Raw genomic sequence first — 18,166 nt, 5'->3', positions numbered from 1 at the left:
TTCGTAATTTCAGTAGGTTAACTAAATTTAGGCAGTTTTTTCACGTTAAAGGTTAATATTTACTTAGGGTTAACTTAATTGTCAGTTAACTCGATAAGTTGAGGGAAGACTATCAACTTACAAAAGGTACTTAAGGCCAAAGTGATGATGAAAAAAACGATTACATTTCTATTAATGCTTACTCTCTTTGCTTCATGCATGGAGCAGCCTCGTTCAAGAAGAGCGGGTCTTGACTCACCAACTGATTCAATAGGTGATGGAAGTGGCAATAATGGGTCTTCTGGTGGAAATAATGCCACAGATGGAGATACTGAGGTTATCACAAATATACCTGAAGATACGGCCGTTGAGATTACGCAGATTATTGATCCAAATACAGGATCTTTTAAAAAGAAAGTTTCAATTCCAAAGGACTTTAGAGGAAAGCTTCATCTTACAGGACTAAATATTTCTTCACTTAAAAATCGTGTTATTAAAGGTCGCTTCTACTTTGGACGTGAGCGCACACCAATTGAATTAGATGGTGTTGTTGGTCAAGTTCCTGGGGAAGGGATCACTCAATATTCTACTATTAATGTCATTACTTTTGATATGGCAGCTAGAAAATTTTCTGATATTCGTCTTCTATATAGTCTCTTTGATTATAATGACTACGATAGTGATACAGCTGAGGATGTTATAACTGATCCGACAAATGCTGGACTTTACTGTCGCGGCCTTCGTTTAGAAGATGATCCTACTTTTACACCTTCTATTAGCCATCCATATTGTGATCAAGCAGGGGATGTTTGTCTCTATGCATATGCTGGTGTTGGTGATCAAACTCTTTGGCGTGAAGAAAATGTCGATGGAGAAATTGTAGAGAGAACTAATATTCCAACTTATGAACAAATTGATATTGATGGAAATTTACTTTCAGGTGAGCCTCTATCAAATAATCTTTTAAAGTGTCTTCCTGATCGTAATGACAGTTCGATGTTTCAAAGCTTATTTGGTGTAAATCATCCCGCAAATATTGGTACGACTTTAACTCTTGGTGGAAATCAATATGAGTATCGTGGTCCATATCGTATCTTCAATGAAGATGAATGGGAGATTAAAGGCGCTGCAATTTATCAACAAGGATCTGTACCTAGTGGTGTTTTTAAAGCACCTTTGGCCGGAGCAAGTTCATTTTCTAATGTGGCAGCAGGTATGCAGTCATATATGTTTCCAAGGGCCGGAAAGATTAATTATCAAACAACAGGAATTCAATACTTAGGATCAGACTCACCATTTTCTAATCGCTCAGTTCAAACACTTAACTCAGCAGGTGATACAAAGTATATGGATGGTTGTAATATTCGTGCCAAAAATTATAATGCGACAACTGGTGAGACAATTTCAAGTTGTAATGTAACTGGAACAATTGAACTTTTCACAATGGAGAATGGTTCAGAGGTTCAAATCGCAGTTACAAAAGATATTAAACTTCAACTTCTAAAATCGGGCCTAGGAGCTCAAGATGGTTATGATTACAATTCTCTAAAGTCTTGTAATGGAAACCGTGAATGTGGCTCTGGAGAGTGTTGTTTTAATAATCGTTGTTATTCAAGATCAATTGTCGGTCAGTGTAGTGATGATTACGATTCAACAGGAAACCAACCGACTGGTGAAAGTTGTAACTCAGACTTTGACTGTTCATCTCTGTGTTGTAACGGTTCAACTAATACATGCCAAGATCACGTAAATAATGACTTTGAACAAGTTCTTTGTTCAAAAGTTCCAAATCAATCATGTGTGTCGAAGGAATTTTGTCGAATTGAATACGTTCGTCAATGTTACTTAATTCGCATCAATGATCCGAATAATTCACTGACATGTGCTAAGCGTTGTTATTCAGTGCCTACATTTGGGGATTGTGTTTCAGGATATTGTAAACCTCCTGTAACGCCTCAAGAACCGGCCGCTCCAACAACACCGGCCGATTGTGCAGGGGATAATGTTCTTGATAATCCACCATTTAATTTAAGTGATTTATAGTCAGCTTGCTAAGGGGGAGTGACTTTCTTATAATGCTTAAAAATTAAGTGGAGAAGATTATGTTTAATAAAGATTGTTTCCTTGATCATATTGCTATCGCAGTAGAGAATCTTGATAATGCAGAAAAAATATATCGTGACTTAGGTTTAACTTTTAACCACCGAGAAGTTGTCGAAGATCAACAAGTAACAACTTCATTTGCTCATATTGATGAAAACGCTCATGTTGAATTGCTAGAGCCGATTGATGGAAAAGGGCCAATTGCTAAGTATCTTGAGAAGAAAGGTCCAGGGATTCACCATATGTGTTACCGTGTTCCTGATGTGACAAAAAAGTCCCAAGAGCTTCGCGATCTAGGTTATAATTTATTATATGAGACACCACGCCAAGGGGCGAATAATTGCTTAGTAAACTTTATTCATCCAAAGTCTACAGGTGGTGTTTTAATTGAAATTGCTCAAAAAATGTAAGGAGAAATAATGCAACAAATGTACTTACCACCGCTAACGAAAGTTAATAAATATCTCATTGGTATTTTAGTGGTTTCATTTGTCTTAGGGGCCGTTTTTGCAAAGGCTTTCGATATTTCCCTTGTGGCCATTCTTGGCCTTGATGTAGCAAGTTTAAAATCTGGTTTAATTTATAAGATGGTGACCTATCCTCTTGTGAGTACAGGTCTTTTTAACGTTGTCTTCACTGGACTTTTATTTTGGTTTCTTGGTAGTGATCTTGAAGCGCGCTGGGGATCACGACGCTATATTCACTATCTATTAATTGCGACATTTGTAAATGCTTTTGCCTACTCGTTGTTTGCAATTTTTATGGGTGGTGCTTCATTAAATTATCCATTTCATGGTATGGCCTTTTTATCGTCTGCTATGTGTGTGAGTTATGCCGTAATCTACCCAGATCGAATTTTTCAATTCTTTATGATTATCCCAGTTAAGGCCAAATACTTTTGTTTAATCCTGGCCGGGATGAATGTTTATCAAGGTTTCTTCTCTCCTGGAGGAGCTCAGGCATTTGGAAATATTGCTTCAATGATCTTTGGTGCAGCATTTGTTTTTGGTATGAGAGGACTTGGTTTCTATCTTAGAGATCAAGTTGGTAATCTTAAGAAGAAGCAAGGTAAGGTAAAGAAGAAGCGCAAGGGCCATCTCAGATTAGTGGATGATGAAGAAAAGCCAAATCCAGATGAGCCGCGTTATTGGCAATAAGCTCAAATATCCAGCAAGTTATTGATTACTTTAGACTTTGCAAAGCTTGTAACACATGATATAAAGCTACATTATTACGTTTATAACTCAATTTTACATAAGGAAAATCCATGAGACTTTCAAGAGCTTTAGAAGAAAAAATTCTAGACCTAAGATTAAGAGATAAGCTTATTGCTGAAGGTAAAGTAACACAAGCACAAGTAGATGAGTTTTTAAGCTCTCTAGGTGATGATGAAGCTAACGTGACAACTACTGATGAGTCACAAGCTCCAGGAATGAAAAAGTAATTTTCAATTCATTTTCATATATGAAGGCCACCTTATAGGTGGCCTTTTTTATTTAAATATTTTCTGTCAGATATTCAAATAGACTCAAGGCCACAGGCCCCATTTTTCTAGCATTCAGATAAGCGAGATTTAACTCGTTAATCATATGATCTTTCGTACCATTAAATTGTAATAACTTCTTTGAGTTATCAGATCTTTCAAGAACGTGCAAAGGTAATACTGAGATACCAACACCTGCTAAGGTGAGTCTTAGAACACCTTGAACATCCATTAATTGTGCTTTTGCTTCAGTTTGAAAACTCTTTTTAAAGTGATACTTAAACCAACTTGTAATTACTGGTGCTCCTTCTAGATAGGCGATAAAATCGAGATTATCCGTTTTTTTAAACTTAGTCTCACTAGTTAATCTATGCTCTTTTGCATAGTCATGAGAACAACAGAGAATGAGCTTTTCTGAAGAAAGGTTTTTCGTTGCAATTTGTTTAGGAAAATTAAAGCTATCGGTAATAGCGAAGTCGAGTCCACCATTCAATAGCAGCTGACTTTGTCTTGCGGCGTGATCGTAATTAATACGAATAGAGACTTCTGGGTGCAGTTTTAACCACTGGCCTATAATTGGTAGAACCCTGTTATTTCCAAACTCGATTGGAAGACCAATATTTAAGATACCCTTAAGCTTATTCTTCTTTGCTGAAACTTCGCTTAATGCATCCTCTAGCCCTTGAAGTGCTCTCTTGCAATTTTCAAAGAGTAGGTGAGCCTGTTCTGTAGGAAGAACCTTTTTATTTATCCGATCAAAGAGACTTATTTGAAGTAAGCCTTCAAGAGATTTTATATGTTGAGAGACTCCTGGTTGAGTCATGGCAAGGTTTTTTGCAGTCTGAGACATATTCTGGGTTTGATAAACCTCAAGAAAGACTCTTAGTGTCGGAATGGAAATATGATCAATATTCATAATTTCAGCTACTTATTACTAGTTCTTTGTATAAACTATAACATATAATTATGGATATTGATTAGTATATATAATTTTTACTAATTTATATTCTGATCTATAACTCTCTCACAAACAAGATAAGACTTAGATTCTTTTTTAGGGAGAACGTTATGAGCAAATTAATTTCAATTATTCTACTAGCAGTTGTTGCAACAAACATCAGTGCAAAAGAGATTATTCTTAACGGTGACTTAATTGATTCTCAGTCTTTTACTGGAAGAATTTTCAAAGTGATTATCACTGAGGAAAATGAAGAAGTTAAACTTGTTAATGAGTACTTTGAAGCACAAAGTTGTGAAAACGGTGAATTCGCTCTTAAAGAAGAGTCTCTTGGAAAATATCGATTAGAAGCAGTTCTTAACTGTAAGAATTGGGTTGATCAACCAGAAGAGACACAGTTTTGCCCAGAGATCTTCTCACCAGTTTGTGGTGCAGTAAGTGGTATTGACGGTGATATGCTAATTAATTATTCAAATTCTTGTGAGTTATATAGAGCAAAGGCCATCTTCGTAAAAGAAGGGTCTTGCGAGTAATTTAAAATTCCCTTTTTAAATTCCTTTAAAGTGTTGTTGTCTAAGGCCCGTGTTCCCTCGCGGGCCTATTCATTTAAAAACCTTATTGTACGACAAATTTAGAGTAGAAGACTTCTTTTACAACTCGTTTTTTCACTAGCTCATTAATTCTTTTTTTAATTCGACTTTCAAAAATGAGTTTTCCTGATAGAGAGTTGAGCTCTTCTGGAGAGATGGCCGCAGCAACATCAATTACGATATCGTAGATTTGAGGCTTATATTGATCAAGAATTTCACTGTCATCTTGATTAAAGAGTACAAGATTAATTTGTACGTCTAGGAATCTAAGTCTTCGAGTGGCAGATTCTAAATTGAGAGTTATCTTGTCGAGAACATATGTTGAAGGGAAGTTTAACTCGCCAAAGTCTTCCTTTAGTGATGTTAATTCTTTCTGATTACTAGGAAGTTCTTTTTTATAGATCACATTGGTATAAACAAAGACTCCAACTGTCGCAATTGTCGTCAGTAGAGTTAGGGCAATAATGATTTGATCAAGTAGTTTTCTTCCTGTCATAACTCTATAATATCATAGTTATTTTAGTGATTTAACTGCTCATATTATGGGTAGAAAATACTAGCAAATAGATGTTTAAAACCGAGTGAAGCGCTTGGTCTATCATCGACAAGAATTTTAGTTTAAAATATATATTCAATATAAATTTCTCAAGGATGTGGAGAGTTCTCATGGGTAAGTCTCAAAAGAATAAGCGTAAGAAAAAGTACGTAATGAATAAAGAATCTAATAAAGCGAATAAAAGTTCTAAAATGAATACATGGATCTTAGTGGCCATGACAGTTGTAGGCGCAGGTGTTGTCATCTACCTATCGTAATTTTAGATACTTGAAAATTTCTCACTGCATTAACCCTCTTAAATTTTTGTGATTGTGTTTCAATTTTGCTAGCATTTTTCTTCACACACGCAAAATATTGGAAAATAAAAGTTTAAAGAGGGATAAATGTTTAAATTGATTTCACTTCTATCGGCATGTCTAGTTGCTACCACTGCAATGGCCGAGATTTCAGACCTTAATCAAAATCAAATTGAAAGAATTCAACAAGAAAAAGACTACGTTGGAGTCATTAATCCTATGTCACTAGAGTTAGCAAGCTCAAATGATGATATTACATCTGGTGGATTCAACGATCTAATGAAATATGTTGTAGCGACACCTGATCAAGAAGATGCTGGTTCATGTCTTTATATGTCACATACTGGTGTCGTCGAGTGGTGGTATAACAGATTAAATAACTTAACTGGATCTCGTAAGGTGGACTTTGCTGAACGTTACTATATGTCTTTAAAAACTGAAAAAACAAATCAGGAAGAAATTGATAATTGGAGAACTGATAATATTCGCCGAATTAACAAAAGTTCAATCTTCTTTAGTAATAAAGATTACCGTTTTACTAAGGGTTACTATAAAAGAGTTGATGGTAAACGCGTTGTTACTGATAAAGAAGATGAAGATGCGAGCTATGGTACATCATATAATTGGATTAATTTAACTGATGAAATCTCAAAAGATGCAAATGTATTTAAGCTTCCAAAGTTTAAAAGGGAAGTGCTATTTGCAGATGCTGAACGTGACCAGTGGGCCGTAGGTAAGGCGCCAAAAGATATCGTTGAAAGAATCAAGAATGCTCTTCATAAAAGAAATGCACCTGTTCTTGTCATCTACAATCATAAAGGCTTTTGGCATGCAAATTATATCTTCGGCTATAATGACAATGCAGATACAAAGGGATGTCCTTTTACAACTTCTTTTATAACACGTATGCAAGAAAAGTATGACTACTGGATTGAGAAGTCACAAACAACAGAGTCTGATAAATGGCGAAAGAAGTATCTTGGATATGCTGATAAAGCAAAAAGAAGAGAAGCCGCTGTTAAGAACCGCTTAGAAGAAGTTGGTGGTTGTGCAAAAAAAGGTGTCTTCTATGTTAGAGATTCAATTTATGGAACAGATACTATGCCAGAGTATGATTATGACTTCTCTCAAAAAGGTGAAGAAGGGCATTTAAATGCACCTTTAATTGCTCGTGAGTTTGCTTGGGTACAAACGACACTTAATCATGCTATTCAGATTTACCCAGAAGGTATGGAGTAATTGAAAAGAAGTTCTTTAAACTTTTTAATATTATTTTTTTTACTTTTTTCTATCTCTGCTAGTGCCGAATGTGGCACTAGCAAAAATCATATTGTTTTCATTCATGGAATAGCCAGTAACAAAGGAGCCTTTGGTTACTGGGACCAATATGTACAAAAATTTCATAAAGATGAATGTTTAAGTTCACACTTCTTTGAATATGATACTGGAAATAATAGATTATCTTTAAATGACTTTGTTGAATCTTTTGATGAATTCATGCATCAAGAAAGCTTATCTGAAGGTAAGATTAAAATTGTTGCTCATTCTCAAGGAGGGCTGATAACTCTTTATTGGTTAAAGAGAATGCTAGATAATAATGATTCTATTAGATTTCGTGTAAATGGCCTTATGACGATGGCGACACCTTATTACGGTGCTAAAATAGCAAATCTTGGTTACAGTCTTGGAACATTTATTTTGCCGATACTTGGAAAAAAAGAGCTAAAAGATATGAGGATTGGCTCCAAGCAAGTAATGCAAACTTATGAGTTATTTAATAATAAAGATTTTCTTTCTTACCTTAAGGGTCTGAATTTTATTTCTATTTCAGCACTGTTTGCTCCAAATCTCTTTGATGTAGAGGGTGATTTTGCAGTAGCGCCTTATAGTTCAAATCCTAATGTCGTTCTGGGAAATAATATTTCAAAGCACTATAATATTCACGGAGTGCATTTGAGATTTAATCTTCCGCGAACGCCTGCTACCACTTATGTTACAAAGACATGCTTAGAAAAACCCAAGCTTTGTAAAAATTCAAGTCTAGCTATATTTGAAAAAGAGTTTCTTTCACAACAATATGTTTCAATTGATAAAGCCGAAGATATAAATACCTTTGCGGTCTACTTAAAATTTGAAAAAGGCTCTTTACCAAGTGGACCAATATTTGTTGGAAATAAGGGGATTCTTAGAGGTCTTGCTATTAAGTTTCATCATATTCGCGATGGGCTTTATTATTATAAAGGAAGATTGTCCTCTGGTGATTCGAAAGGCTATTTAAGAACATATATTGATGGAAATAAAATTTTAATACCTGTTAAGGCATCTCGAAGTACATTTATCACTCGTTAATATAGAATTTAAACTCACTATGTTGGGAAGCAACTAATTCAAATATTTCTTTTAATCGATCAAAATCATTTCCAAGTTTTAATTGGGCCTCTTTTGCATTTGCCCAATAAACACTTAGATTTTTATCAGTATATGTTTGAAGAAACTCATAGAGTTCATCGAGATTATTTTGGTAAAAAGAAGGGAAGTTAAATAGTCGGCCACATTCAGATAGGTAATCCTCAAGTGTTTCTAGTCCATTTGAATTTAACTCAATTTCTTTTCTCATTTACTTACTTTTTATTTGCTTGATATCTAAATATCGTTAGAATGGTTATAGTGAATAAGTTAATGATTTTTCTATTTACCTGTCAATTATTGTTTTCATCTTCTGTTATTGCGAAAAAGCATATTACTATTAAGCAACAGCAATACCTTAAAGCTAGAAAACAATATCTTCTCGAATACACTACTTTCGGTGTTGATGAGTGCCTAAAGCTTTATAATAATAAGATTACGACAAAGAAGAATGAGTCTGGAAAGATTCTCGTTGGCTCACCCGAGTATTTTAAAATGCTCAGTATGTGTTTTCATAAGATCACTAATAAATGCTACGGTGAGAATTGCATCGTATCACGCTCAATGTCAAAGAGACTCGAGAACGTTAATCATGTGGATTCCATTCTAAAAAGCCTCTAAAATCAAGTATTTTGCCTATTTTCAAAGTGCCATTTCTATTCAAAAACGCTATAATGCATTGATATACGTTTAATTTATTTTTTTTAAAAGGATTTGTATGACTGTTCGCGTTCGTTTTGCACCATCTCCAACTGGATACCTTCACATTGGTGGGGCCCGTACTGCTCTTTATAGCTACCTATTTGCTAAGGCAAATGGTGGTAAATATATTCTAAGAATTGAAGATACTGATCTTGAGAGATCAAAGCGTGAATACGAAGAAGCACAAATTGCTGATCTTAAGTGGATGGGAATTGAACACGATGAAGGACCTGATAAAGGTGGGGACTTTGGCCCTTATCGCCAATCAGAAAGATTACAAATTTATAAAGATATTGCTTGGGACTTCGTTAAGCGCGGACTTGCTTACCCATGTTTTTTAACAAGTATTGAACTTGAGCGCTTAACTGAAAAGGCCACAAGTGAAAATAAAGACCCACATGCTTATCACGGACAATTTCGCGACCTTGATCCAGCGCAAGCTCAAAAGAGAATTGATGCTGGAGAAGAATATGTGATTCGTTTTAAAAACCCTGGAAAGACTTGGGAGTTCACTGACCTTGTTAAAGGACACGTAAAATTTCCAGAAAATATGGTAGGGGATTTTGTTATTTTAAGAGCAAATGGAATGCCTGTTTATAATTTCTGTTGTGTTGTTGATGATGCAAAGATGGAAATGACTCACGTATTCCGTGCAGAAGAGCATTTAAATAATACTTGTCGCCAGCTTATGATCTACGATGCAATGGGTGTAACTCCTCCAAAATTTGGTCACGTTTCACTTTTAATTGGTCACGATCGTCAAAAGCTTTCTAAGCGCCACGGAGCCACTTCTGTTACTCAGTATAAAGATCAAGGCTACTTACCAGCTGCTCTTGCAAATTACTTATGTCTTCTCGGTTGGTCTCATCCAGATGAGACAGATATCTTTGATGTAAATGAGCTTGGAGATAAATTTGGTTATGAGAGATTTTCTAAGTCTTCTGCAATGTATGATATTGCAAAGCTAAACTTCTTCAACGAGCAGTGGCTAAGAAAGTTAGATGATAAAGATATTGCTGCTGGCTTTGATCGCTTTATTCCAGAAGGAAGCGAGTATCATAATCAAGATGAAGCTTGGAAGGTTAAGTTTGCAGGACTTATGAAAGAAAAGGTACAACTTTTTAGTCATATTAACGAACACCTGCCGATTTTCTTTGATGCAGCTGTCGATGCTGATGATCAATATAACGAGGCCATGGGGTGGGAGACAACTCCACAGATTAAAGAATACCTAAAGGCTCAGCTTGCTGATCAGACAACTAACGTAACTGAAGAGCAAGTCGGTGAGTGGATGAATTACTTAAAGAAAGAATTAAAAATAAAAGGGAAGCCACTATTTATGGGAACACGTGTTTGTCTTACTGGACGAGCGCATGGGCCAGATTTAAAAACTGTCGTGGCGCTGACTCCAATTAAAATTATCAAAGAGAGATTAGCTTAATGAATTTTTTTGAAGAATTAGAAGCAAGAGGAATTGTAAATCAATTCTCGCATGATGAATTAAAAGAAATCTTAAATGAAAAGAAAATATCTTTTTACTGTGGGTATGATCCTACAGCAAAGTCCCTACAACTTGGAAACCTTTTTGCTGTTGTGACAATGATGCGACTGCAGAAACAAGGACATAAACCTTACGTTCTTGTTGGTGGTGCTACTGGAATGATTGGAGATCCTTCAGGAAAGAGCGACGAGAGAAATCTTCAAACCCAAGATGATCTTGATAAGAACCTGGCGGGACAAAAAGCACAACTTGAAAAGCTTTTAGACTTTAGTGGTGAAAATGCCGCTACCATGGTTAATAATATCGATTGGATTGGTAAGTTTTCACTTATTGAATTTCTAAGAGATGTTGGAAAGCGTTTTAGAATAGGTGAAATGCTTTCAAAAGATTCAGTAAAATCACGTCTTAATTCAGATGCTGGTATTAGTTTTACAGAATTTACTTATCAAATGATACAAGGTTACGACTTTGCTCACCTTAATAAAGAATATGATGTAAGTCTTCAAATTGGCGGTGCCGATCAGTGGGGAAATATGGTTGCAGGAATGGACCTTACTCGTAAGATGCACTCTAAACCTGCCTTTTGTATGACGATTCCTCTTCTTACTGATTCAAATGGGAAGAAGTTTGGAAAGTCTGAAGGTGGAGCAATCTATCTAGATCCTTCAATGACATCTCCTTATAAGATGTACCAATTCTTACTAAATTCAGATGACTCTTCTGTTATAAAGTATCTTAAAACTTTAACTTTTTTAACTCTTGAAGAGATTGCTGAATATGAAAAGTTAGTAGAAACTGAGCCTCATTTAAGAGCTGCTCAGAAACGCTTGGCCGAGGAAATAGTTACTCTCGTTCATGGCAAAGAAGGGCTTGAGGCTGCCATAAGGGCCACTGACTTCTTCTTTGGTAAGGTCATTGAAAACACGACAGATGAAGAACTTGCTGGAATCTTTGATGATGTTCCTTCAATAGAATTAGATAAAGCTCAATTAGGAGAGCTTTCTTATCTTGATATGCTTGCTCAAACACCTCTTTTTAAATCTAAGGGAGAGGCAAGAAAAATGGTTGGCCAAAATGGTGTGGCCATTAACAATGTAAAGAATAAGGATATCGATCACGTAATCTCAAAAGATGATCTCGCTAGTGAGTCGTGCCTTATCCTTAAAAAAGGTAAGAAGAACTACTGTGTAGTGAAATTTATTTAATTGTTAAACCTTAGGGAAGTATGAACTTAGAGAAGTTTATCGAATTATTAAAATACGGAAATTTTGAAGATCAAAATTCTCGCATTGCTATATTCGATAAAGATGCTCGTTTTGTTTTTGTTTCCACCACTCTTTTTGGCTTCACTGAAAACTATGTGGGCATGACTGTCTATGAATATTATCAAGGTCACCTTGCTGATTCAGAAGTCAAAAAAGTTAAAGACTGCTTTGCTAAGGCCTTAAATGGGGAACCCTCATGTACGCAGGCTATTTTAACGAATCGGTTAAATAAAGAAAAAATCACTTGGGACGTGGACTTTAATTCATTTGTGGATGATAAAGGTGATACCTATGTATTATCGAGGATTCGACCTCATGAAGTTAATCTAACTACAAGTTCTACAAATTTCTTTATTCGTGAAATGGTTGAACAAAGCTCTGATGTTTTCACTGTCTTTGATAAGGACTTTTATATCGTTTATGTTTCAAAGGTTCTTGGAAAGTGGCGTGACGAGTCTGCTTTAGGGCTACATATCTCAGATCTTATTTCTGGTAAAGCTCTTGAAAAATTTTATAAGCGTTATAAAAAAGCAAAAGAAAATCCAGGCGTTGTCATTACTGATATTGTCACTATTGATATGAGTTCTGATGATGAGTCTCGTAATGAGTTAATTCTAGAATCATCAGTTGAATTTCATGATTTTAATCAACTCGGTTGTTATTATCTTGATCGTACTTCTGATGTTACAGAAAAGGTTCTACGAAATCGTGAAATTGAAATTCAAAAAGCAACGATTGATAAAATGTCTAAATGGACAGCTCTTGGTCAAATGGCCGCTAATATTGCACATGAAGTAAATAATCCACTTGCAATTATTGAATTACAAACTCAAGCTCTAGAAAAGAGAGGCAAGGACTTAAAGATTGAACAAGTCCTTGAGAAGGTTCGCTCTATAGCTGAACAAAAGAATCGAATAGCAAATATTGTTAGCTCCCTTCATATATACTCTCAAGATGATCGTTCAAAAAGAGAGTCAGTAAGTCTCTCGTCTCTTATTCATGACTCTATTGCTCTTTTTAAAACTGCTCTTGTTGACGAAGACTTAAAGATCGTTTTCTCGAATGATTCTGATAATGACATCGTAATGGTTAATTCATCCGAGATTATTCAAGTATTTATTAATCTTTTAAATAATGCTCACGATGCAATTCTTGATTTGAAAGATAAATGGATTGAAATTAATTTGGATGATAGTAATCATAAGGTCTATGTTGATATAATCGATAGTGGCCATGGAATTGAGCCTAAGTTAGCCAGTAAGATCTTTAATCGTTTCTATACAACGAAGGGGAAAAAGAAGGGGACTGGCCTGGGATTAAATATCTGCCAAGAGATCATGAATGATCATGGTGGCCATATCTCTTATGTTAAGGATGCCGAGCATACGACTTTCTCATTAACTTTTCCTAGTGTTGAACTAAACTAGAATTTCAAGTTCCCCTTTAAAACTAAACTTTAGTAGCATCGATACCTGAATGCCCTTCTAGTATTCCCTTTGGTAGCCCCTTGGCAGTGTATTACATGGTTTTTTCTGGTGTGTAATAACTACTTATTACTTGTAATCGAATATTGTTTAGAGGTACAAATGGTCAATATTTATTCTTTGGTACGTAGGTAAGATGAAAGTCGATGAGCTTATTGATATTTTTAAATACGGAAATTACGAAGATCAAAATATTCGTATGGCCGTCATTAATTCTGAATCAAAATTTCTCTACATGTCTTCTACATTGGTGAGTTTTTATGAAAATTATAAAGAAATGCCAGTTTATGATTATTACAAGGACCATTTTCCAAGTAGTGAGTTAGATAAAATTATTAACGGTATTAATAATGCCCTTGAAGGTATTTCAACAAGTTCAGTCATTGTACTTAAAGACAGTTTAGATAAAGAAGAAATTAATTGGGATACGACTTTTTTACCTTTTACCTCTGAAGAAGGGGACAGGTTTTGTGTTACTAAGATTCAACCACGAGAAATACAGCTTTCCACTACTTCAACTAATTACTTAATAAGAGAAATTGTAGAAAAAAGTAATGATTATTTTGCCGTTTTTGATGAAGACTTAAATTTCGTCTATATTTCAAAAACTGATCAGGATTGGGATATTAAACCAATTGTAGGTAAGCATATAAGTTCTCTTATTAATGGTAATGTCTTAGAAATATTTAAAGATCGTGTGAAAAAGGCCACTGAAAATCCCGGAGAGGTTATAACTGATATCGTAAAACTTAATGTAGCTAATCGCGGTCTTGTCTATTATGAATCTTCAATGGAGTTTCATGACTTTGGTGCTCTTGGAAAGTATTATTTGGATCGCACAGCAGAGGTAACTGAAAAGGTTTTAAGAAATCGAGAAATAGAATCTCAAAAGTCTGCAATAGAAAAAATGTCAAAGTGGACAGCTCTTGGGCAAATGGCAGCTAATATTACTCATGAAGTAAATAACCCTCTTGCAATTATTGAATTACAGGCGCAGTCAATTTCTAAAAGAGGTGCTGACTTTACGATTGAACAAGTAAGGGAAAAGATCAATTCAATTAAAGAGCAAAAGGATCGTATCTCAAATATTGTAAGTTCTTTAAAAATTTACTCTCATGATGACCGTTCAAAAAGAGAGCATACAAGTCTCTCGTCTATTATCCATGATTCAATTGCTCTTTTTAAAACTGCGACAGTTGATGAATCGTTAAAGATTGTATTCTCTAATGATTCAGATAACGACATGGTAAATATAAACTCTTCTGAAATTATCCAAGTCATTATTAACTTACTTAATAATGCTTTTGACGCTATTGATGAGTTAAGTGATCAATGGATTGAGTTAAATCTCTTTGATCACAGCGGCCTAGTTTATCTAGATGTTATTGATTCTGGTGTTGGAATTGATAAAGAAATAGCAACGAAAATTTTTGATCGCTTCTATACAACAAAAGGCAGAACGAAAGGGACGGGACTTGGTCTAAATATATGCCAAGGAATTATAAATGATCATGGTGGAGCTATCAGTTTTGATACTGAAAGTGAATACACTACATTTAGGATTTGCTTGCCTCAAGTTAATCCTTCTTAGTCATTATTGCTTCTTTATGCTGGTGCTGTATGGATACCTAAAACAGAACAAGAAGCTTGAGCAATAATCTTATCATCTTCAGTACCAAAGACGTTATACCACTTATAATTAGTACTTGTGTTGAATAATAGAAGATCGTATTCAACACTTAGAGATTCAATCTTCTCAATCTTATTTTGATAGTGCTCGATGTGACCAACCGCTCTTACATCAAGTTCATCAGAGAGATCTCTAATGTACTTTTCTAAGTTTGATGTTTCGCTAATATCCAAGTCTTTATTTGTTAAGTATACAAAAGTGAGCTCTGCATTGTTATTTTTTGCAATATGATATGCTGCTTGTGCAAGTACTTCATCATTAGAATTCTCATCAAGGATAATAAGAATTTTTCTTGTGTATCTTACTCCTTTATCTCTGTAAATTGCTAGGTGACAGCTTAGGTGTGAACGCAGCCACGCAACTGGACTTTGAGTTGTAAATGTACCGCGAAGTCTTCCTTTCCACTCCATGAATAACCAATTACAGTGAAGTCGTTGTCCAATTTCAAAAATTGACTTAGAAAGGTCGTGTGTAACAATAGGATCAAAGTTAATAGGTGTTGTTTTTTCAATGGCCATTGCAACAACACGTCGTCTTAATGAACGAAGATTAGGATCTTCATCTGTAAAATCATTCAGGTCTGATTGTTCTGGCGCCTCTGTTAAATGGGCCACCTCTATTTGCTCTCCATCTGCAAGAGAAGTTCCAATATCAATGAGCATCTCTGGAGATTTTTCATTTCCAACCAAGGCAACTACGACATTGGCATCTTGGTCAAGTTCACAACGGCCAAGTGAGTGCATTGTTGGTGAGAAGTTTGGTGTATCATCGAATAGATCCTTTCTCTTTCCACGAATTCCAAGTACTCCTTTGCGGTTAACACGACTTTTTGCATATAAGAAGTATATCAAAATTCCTGGTACTGAAATTGAGACAAGACCAATAATTGCAAGATCTTTCATCATTACTAATAAGTAGAAAGTTGAGATGATTCCAAAAATTTGTATATATGGATAAAATGGTGATTTATAAGTCGGTCTATACCATTGAATATGTGTTTCTCGTAAAGCTATGACAGTTATATTTACAAACATATAAAGCACTAGGATAAATGCAGATGCTAGTTTTGCAATTTTTGCAATATTTAAGAAATAGATAGCACAAGCAATAATAATCCCTGATGCAAGAATACTCCATACAGGTGTTAAGAATTTACGATGAATATGGCCAAAGGACTTTGGAAATAAGTGGTCTCGGCTCATGGCAAAAGGGAAGCGTGATGCTGCAAGAAGCCCAGCATTTGCCATTGAAGTCATAGTAAGGATGGCCAAGATGGCCATGATTGTTGCAAATGTATTACCACCAAATACTTGGGCCAATGTATAAATTGGACGTAAGTTACTTTTTAACTGATCAATAGGTAGAAATTTAGCAAGTGCAAGTGTCGTTACACAATAAAGCACCGTCACAATAAGTAGTGATAAAAGAATTCCTCTTGGGAGGTTCTTCTCAGGTGTTTTAATTTCTTCTGCAATAGCAGCAACTTTAGTCACTCCTGCATAAGAGATAAAAACAAGTCCTGAAGCTAATAAAATGCTATCCATATGTGAGAATGAAAATGGAATCCCCGGTATGACGGTAGCGGTTGAAAGTGTTCCAATATTTAAAATAGTAAGCCCAAGAGTTGATGTAATGACAACAGCAATGAGTAGCCCACTAACTTTACCAACACCAATAATATTTAAAATAGTGATGATAACTGTTAGGAATAACGCTAGGTATTTTAGATCGAAGCTTGTTGTCAATGTACTTAAGTATGCACCAAAACCCATGAGGGCAAATGCCGCTTTTAAAAGTAGGGAGATCCAAAGACCTAAGCCTGCAATTGTTCCGGCCATTGGCCCAAAAGTTCTTTCGATATAAATATAAGTTCCACCTGAGGCAGGCATGGCCGTCGCAAGTTCTGACTTAGACAGTGCTGCAGGTAGAACACATAGTGCTGCAATTAAATATGAAATCCAAACATATGGACCTGTTACTTCAAAAGCTAGACCTGGTAGGACAAAAATACCTGATCCGAGCATTGATGCAATACTTATGGAAATGACTGATGATAGCCCTAAATTTCTTTCAAGCTTCTTCAAATAATCCTCTCTAATTAGGGTAATTAAGTGTGCATTATCCCTTAAATAAAGAGGAATGTTAATAAAAATACTACGTTATCTATAATTCTCGCAATATCTCTTCTAGCGCCTTCTTTACACGATCACGCTTTGAGTCAAGATGCTGATCCATCTCAAATGCCTTTAGTGTAGAGCCTATTTGAAGGAAGTTATAACAGGAGAAACTACCGGCCATCTTGTGAAGAACTTCTCTGAGCTCTTTTTCACTCATAGTGGCAACCTTAGGTAATAAATGGTTGATTTCTGTTTTTTTAGACTGTTTAAACTTCGGAAGAAGTTTTTGAATATGTTGATTGAGACTTTTTTCCATGACTGCACCTTATATATGAGGGCAGAGTAGGACTCTGCCCAGGTTTTAATCATTTACAATTTTAAGCTCTTCTTGTTGATTGGCGAGTTGACTTCTTTTTTGAAGTCGAAGATTTGGCTTTTTTCTTTGCTGTCTTCTTTGCTGCTTTCTTGGCTGTTTTCTTTGCTGCTTTCTTTACACCAGTTGCCTTCTTCTTTGAAGTAGCTTTTTTGGCAGCTTTCTTCGCTGTCTTCTTCTTTGCAGAAGAAGTTGTTGTTTTTTTCTTTGCTACTTTCTTTTTAGCAGCTTTCTTTAGGCCTGTTGCTTGCTTGGCCTTTTTCTTTATAGTTGATTCAGCTTCTTTCACTTTTTTTGAAGCCTTTTTCTTAGCTTTTTTCATTTCATCTTTAAGAAATTTATCCAGCTGTTTTTGAAGCTTTTGAACATCTTTGATATGTCCATCTAGGTATTTCTTAGCAGCTTTAACTTCTTTTTGTATTGTTGAATCAACAAGCTTCTCAACTTTTTGACCTTCTTTCTTTAACGTTTTCACTACTCGAGGAATATCTTTATCCATTACATTTTTGGCCTCTTTTTCAACTTGGCCAATAAAGTCTTTTACATTTTTTTCAACTTCTTTAACGGACTTATTTGCCATAACTCCATCAACCATAGACTTAACTTCATCAAATGAGCTAAGAACTCTTTCAAAGGCTTTATTCATTTCATTACTCCTCTTAG

19 protein-coding genes are annotated in these 18,166 nt (G+C 35.3%); 13 read left to right on the top strand and 6 right to left on the bottom strand.

Features of this window, described 5'->3' with window-relative positions:
- Positions 1-144 precede the first annotated feature (144 nt).
- From BALOs_RS09310 to BALOs_RS15220, 4 genes are all read left to right on the top strand, one after another.
- Entirely contained in the window at positions 145-2,022 is a 1,878-nt protein-coding gene (locus tag BALOs_RS09310) for a hypothetical protein (protein ID WP_120404999.1), read from the top strand.
- Between the two features lie 59 nt (positions 2,023-2,081).
- Complete coding sequence (gene mce / locus BALOs_RS09305) at positions 2,082-2,492, top strand: methylmalonyl-CoA epimerase (RefSeq protein WP_115363290.1); 411 nt, start codon at positions 2,082-2,084, stop codon at positions 2,490-2,492.
- A gap of 9 nt (positions 2,493-2,501) precedes the next feature.
- Positions 2,502-3,239, top strand: a complete 738-nt coding sequence (locus BALOs_RS09300; RefSeq protein WP_115363288.1) for a rhomboid family intramembrane serine protease — start codon at positions 2,502-2,504, stop codon at positions 3,237-3,239.
- A gap of 110 nt (positions 3,240-3,349) precedes the next feature.
- On the top strand, positions 3,350-3,526 hold the full coding sequence (locus BALOs_RS15220) for a hypothetical protein (RefSeq protein ID WP_162929634.1): 177 nt from the start codon (positions 3,350-3,352) through the stop codon (positions 3,524-3,526).
- Between the two features lie 52 nt (positions 3,527-3,578).
- Here the strand turns inward: BALOs_RS15220 and BALOs_RS09295 are convergent, their stop codons facing one another.
- The gene (locus tag BALOs_RS09295; protein WP_120404998.1) at positions 3,579-4,481 is read right to left on the bottom strand and encodes a LysR family transcriptional regulator; all 903 of its coding nucleotides are present in this window, start codon (positions 4,479-4,481) and stop codon (positions 3,579-3,581) included.
- Positions 4,482-4,633: 152 nt separating this feature from the next.
- Here BALOs_RS09295 and BALOs_RS09290 point away from each other — a divergent pair, with 152 nt between their 5' ends.
- Positions 4,634-5,056, top strand: coding sequence for a Kazal-type serine protease inhibitor (locus BALOs_RS09290; RefSeq protein WP_115363284.1), 423 nt, complete (start codon positions 4,634-4,636; stop codon positions 5,054-5,056).
- Positions 5,057-5,138: 82 nt separating this feature from the next.
- Here BALOs_RS09290 and fliL read toward each other — a convergent pair whose 3' ends face one another.
- Entirely contained in the window at positions 5,139-5,609 is a 471-nt protein-coding gene (gene fliL, locus BALOs_RS09285; protein WP_115363282.1) for a flagellar basal body-associated protein FliL, read from the bottom strand.
- 170 nt (positions 5,610-5,779) lie between these two features.
- Between fliL and BALOs_RS15215 the strand changes: the two genes are divergently transcribed.
- The 3 genes from BALOs_RS15215 to BALOs_RS09275 all read left to right on the top strand — a co-directional run bounded on the left by BALOs_RS15215 (position 5,780) and on the right by BALOs_RS09275 (position 8,314).
- Positions 5,780-5,926 (top strand): hypothetical protein, encoded by a 147-nt coding sequence (locus BALOs_RS15215; protein WP_158536911.1) that lies wholly within the window; start codon positions 5,780-5,782, stop codon positions 5,924-5,926.
- A 126-nt stretch (positions 5,927-6,052) separates the two neighbouring features.
- Entirely contained in the window at positions 6,053-7,204 is a 1,152-nt protein-coding gene (locus BALOs_RS09280) for a hypothetical protein (protein WP_120404997.1), read from the top strand.
- Complete coding sequence (locus tag BALOs_RS09275; protein WP_120404996.1) at positions 7,205-8,314, top strand: alpha/beta fold hydrolase; 1,110 nt, start codon at positions 7,205-7,207, stop codon at positions 8,312-8,314.
- Here the strand turns inward: BALOs_RS09275 and BALOs_RS09270 are convergent.
- Positions 8,304-8,582, bottom strand: coding sequence for a barstar family protein (locus BALOs_RS09270; RefSeq protein WP_115363276.1), 279 nt, complete (start codon positions 8,580-8,582; stop codon positions 8,304-8,306). The two genes, BALOs_RS09275 and BALOs_RS09270, sit on opposite strands and share 11 nt — an antisense overlap.
- A 50-nt stretch (positions 8,583-8,632) precedes the next feature.
- On the opposite strand from BALOs_RS09270, the gene BALOs_RS09265 reads away from it, so the two are divergent.
- The 5 genes from BALOs_RS09265 (at position 8,633) to BALOs_RS09245 (ending at position 14,914) form a co-directional block, all read left to right on the top strand.
- Complete coding sequence (locus tag BALOs_RS09265; RefSeq protein ID WP_115363273.1) at positions 8,633-8,992, top strand: hypothetical protein; 360 nt, start codon at positions 8,633-8,635, stop codon at positions 8,990-8,992.
- Positions 8,993-9,089: 97 nt separating this feature from the next.
- Positions 9,090-10,514, top strand: a complete 1,425-nt coding sequence (gltX, locus tag BALOs_RS09260) for a glutamate--tRNA ligase (protein ID WP_120404994.1) — start codon at positions 9,090-9,092, stop codon at positions 10,512-10,514.
- Complete coding sequence (gene tyrS, locus BALOs_RS09255) at positions 10,514-11,779, top strand: tyrosine--tRNA ligase (protein ID WP_120404993.1); 1,266 nt, start codon at positions 10,514-10,516, stop codon at positions 11,777-11,779. Before gltX ends, tyrS begins: the two co-directional genes overlap by 1 nt.
- Positions 11,780-11,799: 20 nt before the next feature.
- Complete coding sequence (locus BALOs_RS09250; RefSeq protein ID WP_120404992.1) at positions 11,800-13,266, top strand: HAMP domain-containing sensor histidine kinase; 1,467 nt, start codon at positions 11,800-11,802, stop codon at positions 13,264-13,266.
- A 193-nt stretch (positions 13,267-13,459) separates the two neighbouring features.
- Positions 13,460-14,914: a sensor histidine kinase gene (locus tag BALOs_RS09245; protein ID WP_120404991.1), complete on the top strand. Its 1,455-nt coding sequence runs from the start codon at positions 13,460-13,462 to the stop codon at positions 14,912-14,914.
- A 14-nt stretch (positions 14,915-14,928) separates the two neighbouring features.
- Here BALOs_RS09245 and BALOs_RS09240 read toward each other — a convergent pair whose 3' ends face one another.
- From BALOs_RS09240 to BALOs_RS15340, 3 genes are all read right to left on the bottom strand, one after another.
- A complete protein-coding gene (locus BALOs_RS09240; RefSeq protein ID WP_115363262.1) occupies positions 14,929-17,097 on the bottom strand; it encodes an APC family permease in 2,169 nt (722 codons plus the stop codon).
- Positions 17,098-17,176: 79 nt separating this feature from the next.
- Complete coding sequence (locus BALOs_RS09235; protein ID WP_115363260.1) at positions 17,177-17,446, bottom strand: hypothetical protein; 270 nt, start codon at positions 17,444-17,446, stop codon at positions 17,177-17,179.
- A 61-nt stretch (positions 17,447-17,507) separates the two neighbouring features.
- Entirely contained in the window at positions 17,508-18,149 is a 642-nt protein-coding gene (locus BALOs_RS15340) for a hypothetical protein (RefSeq protein ID WP_205570948.1), read from the bottom strand.
- Positions 18,150-18,166 lie beyond the last annotated feature (17 nt).

The sequence above is a fragment of the Halobacteriovorax sp. BALOs_7 genome, from assembly GCF_003612895.1.
Lineage (GTDB): Bacteria > Bdellovibrionota > Bacteriovoracia > Bacteriovoracales > Bacteriovoracaceae > Halobacteriovorax_A > Halobacteriovorax_A vibrionivorans.
Note: the sequence above shows the minus strand (reverse complement) of the source record. Positions and strands in the feature narration are given on the sequence as shown.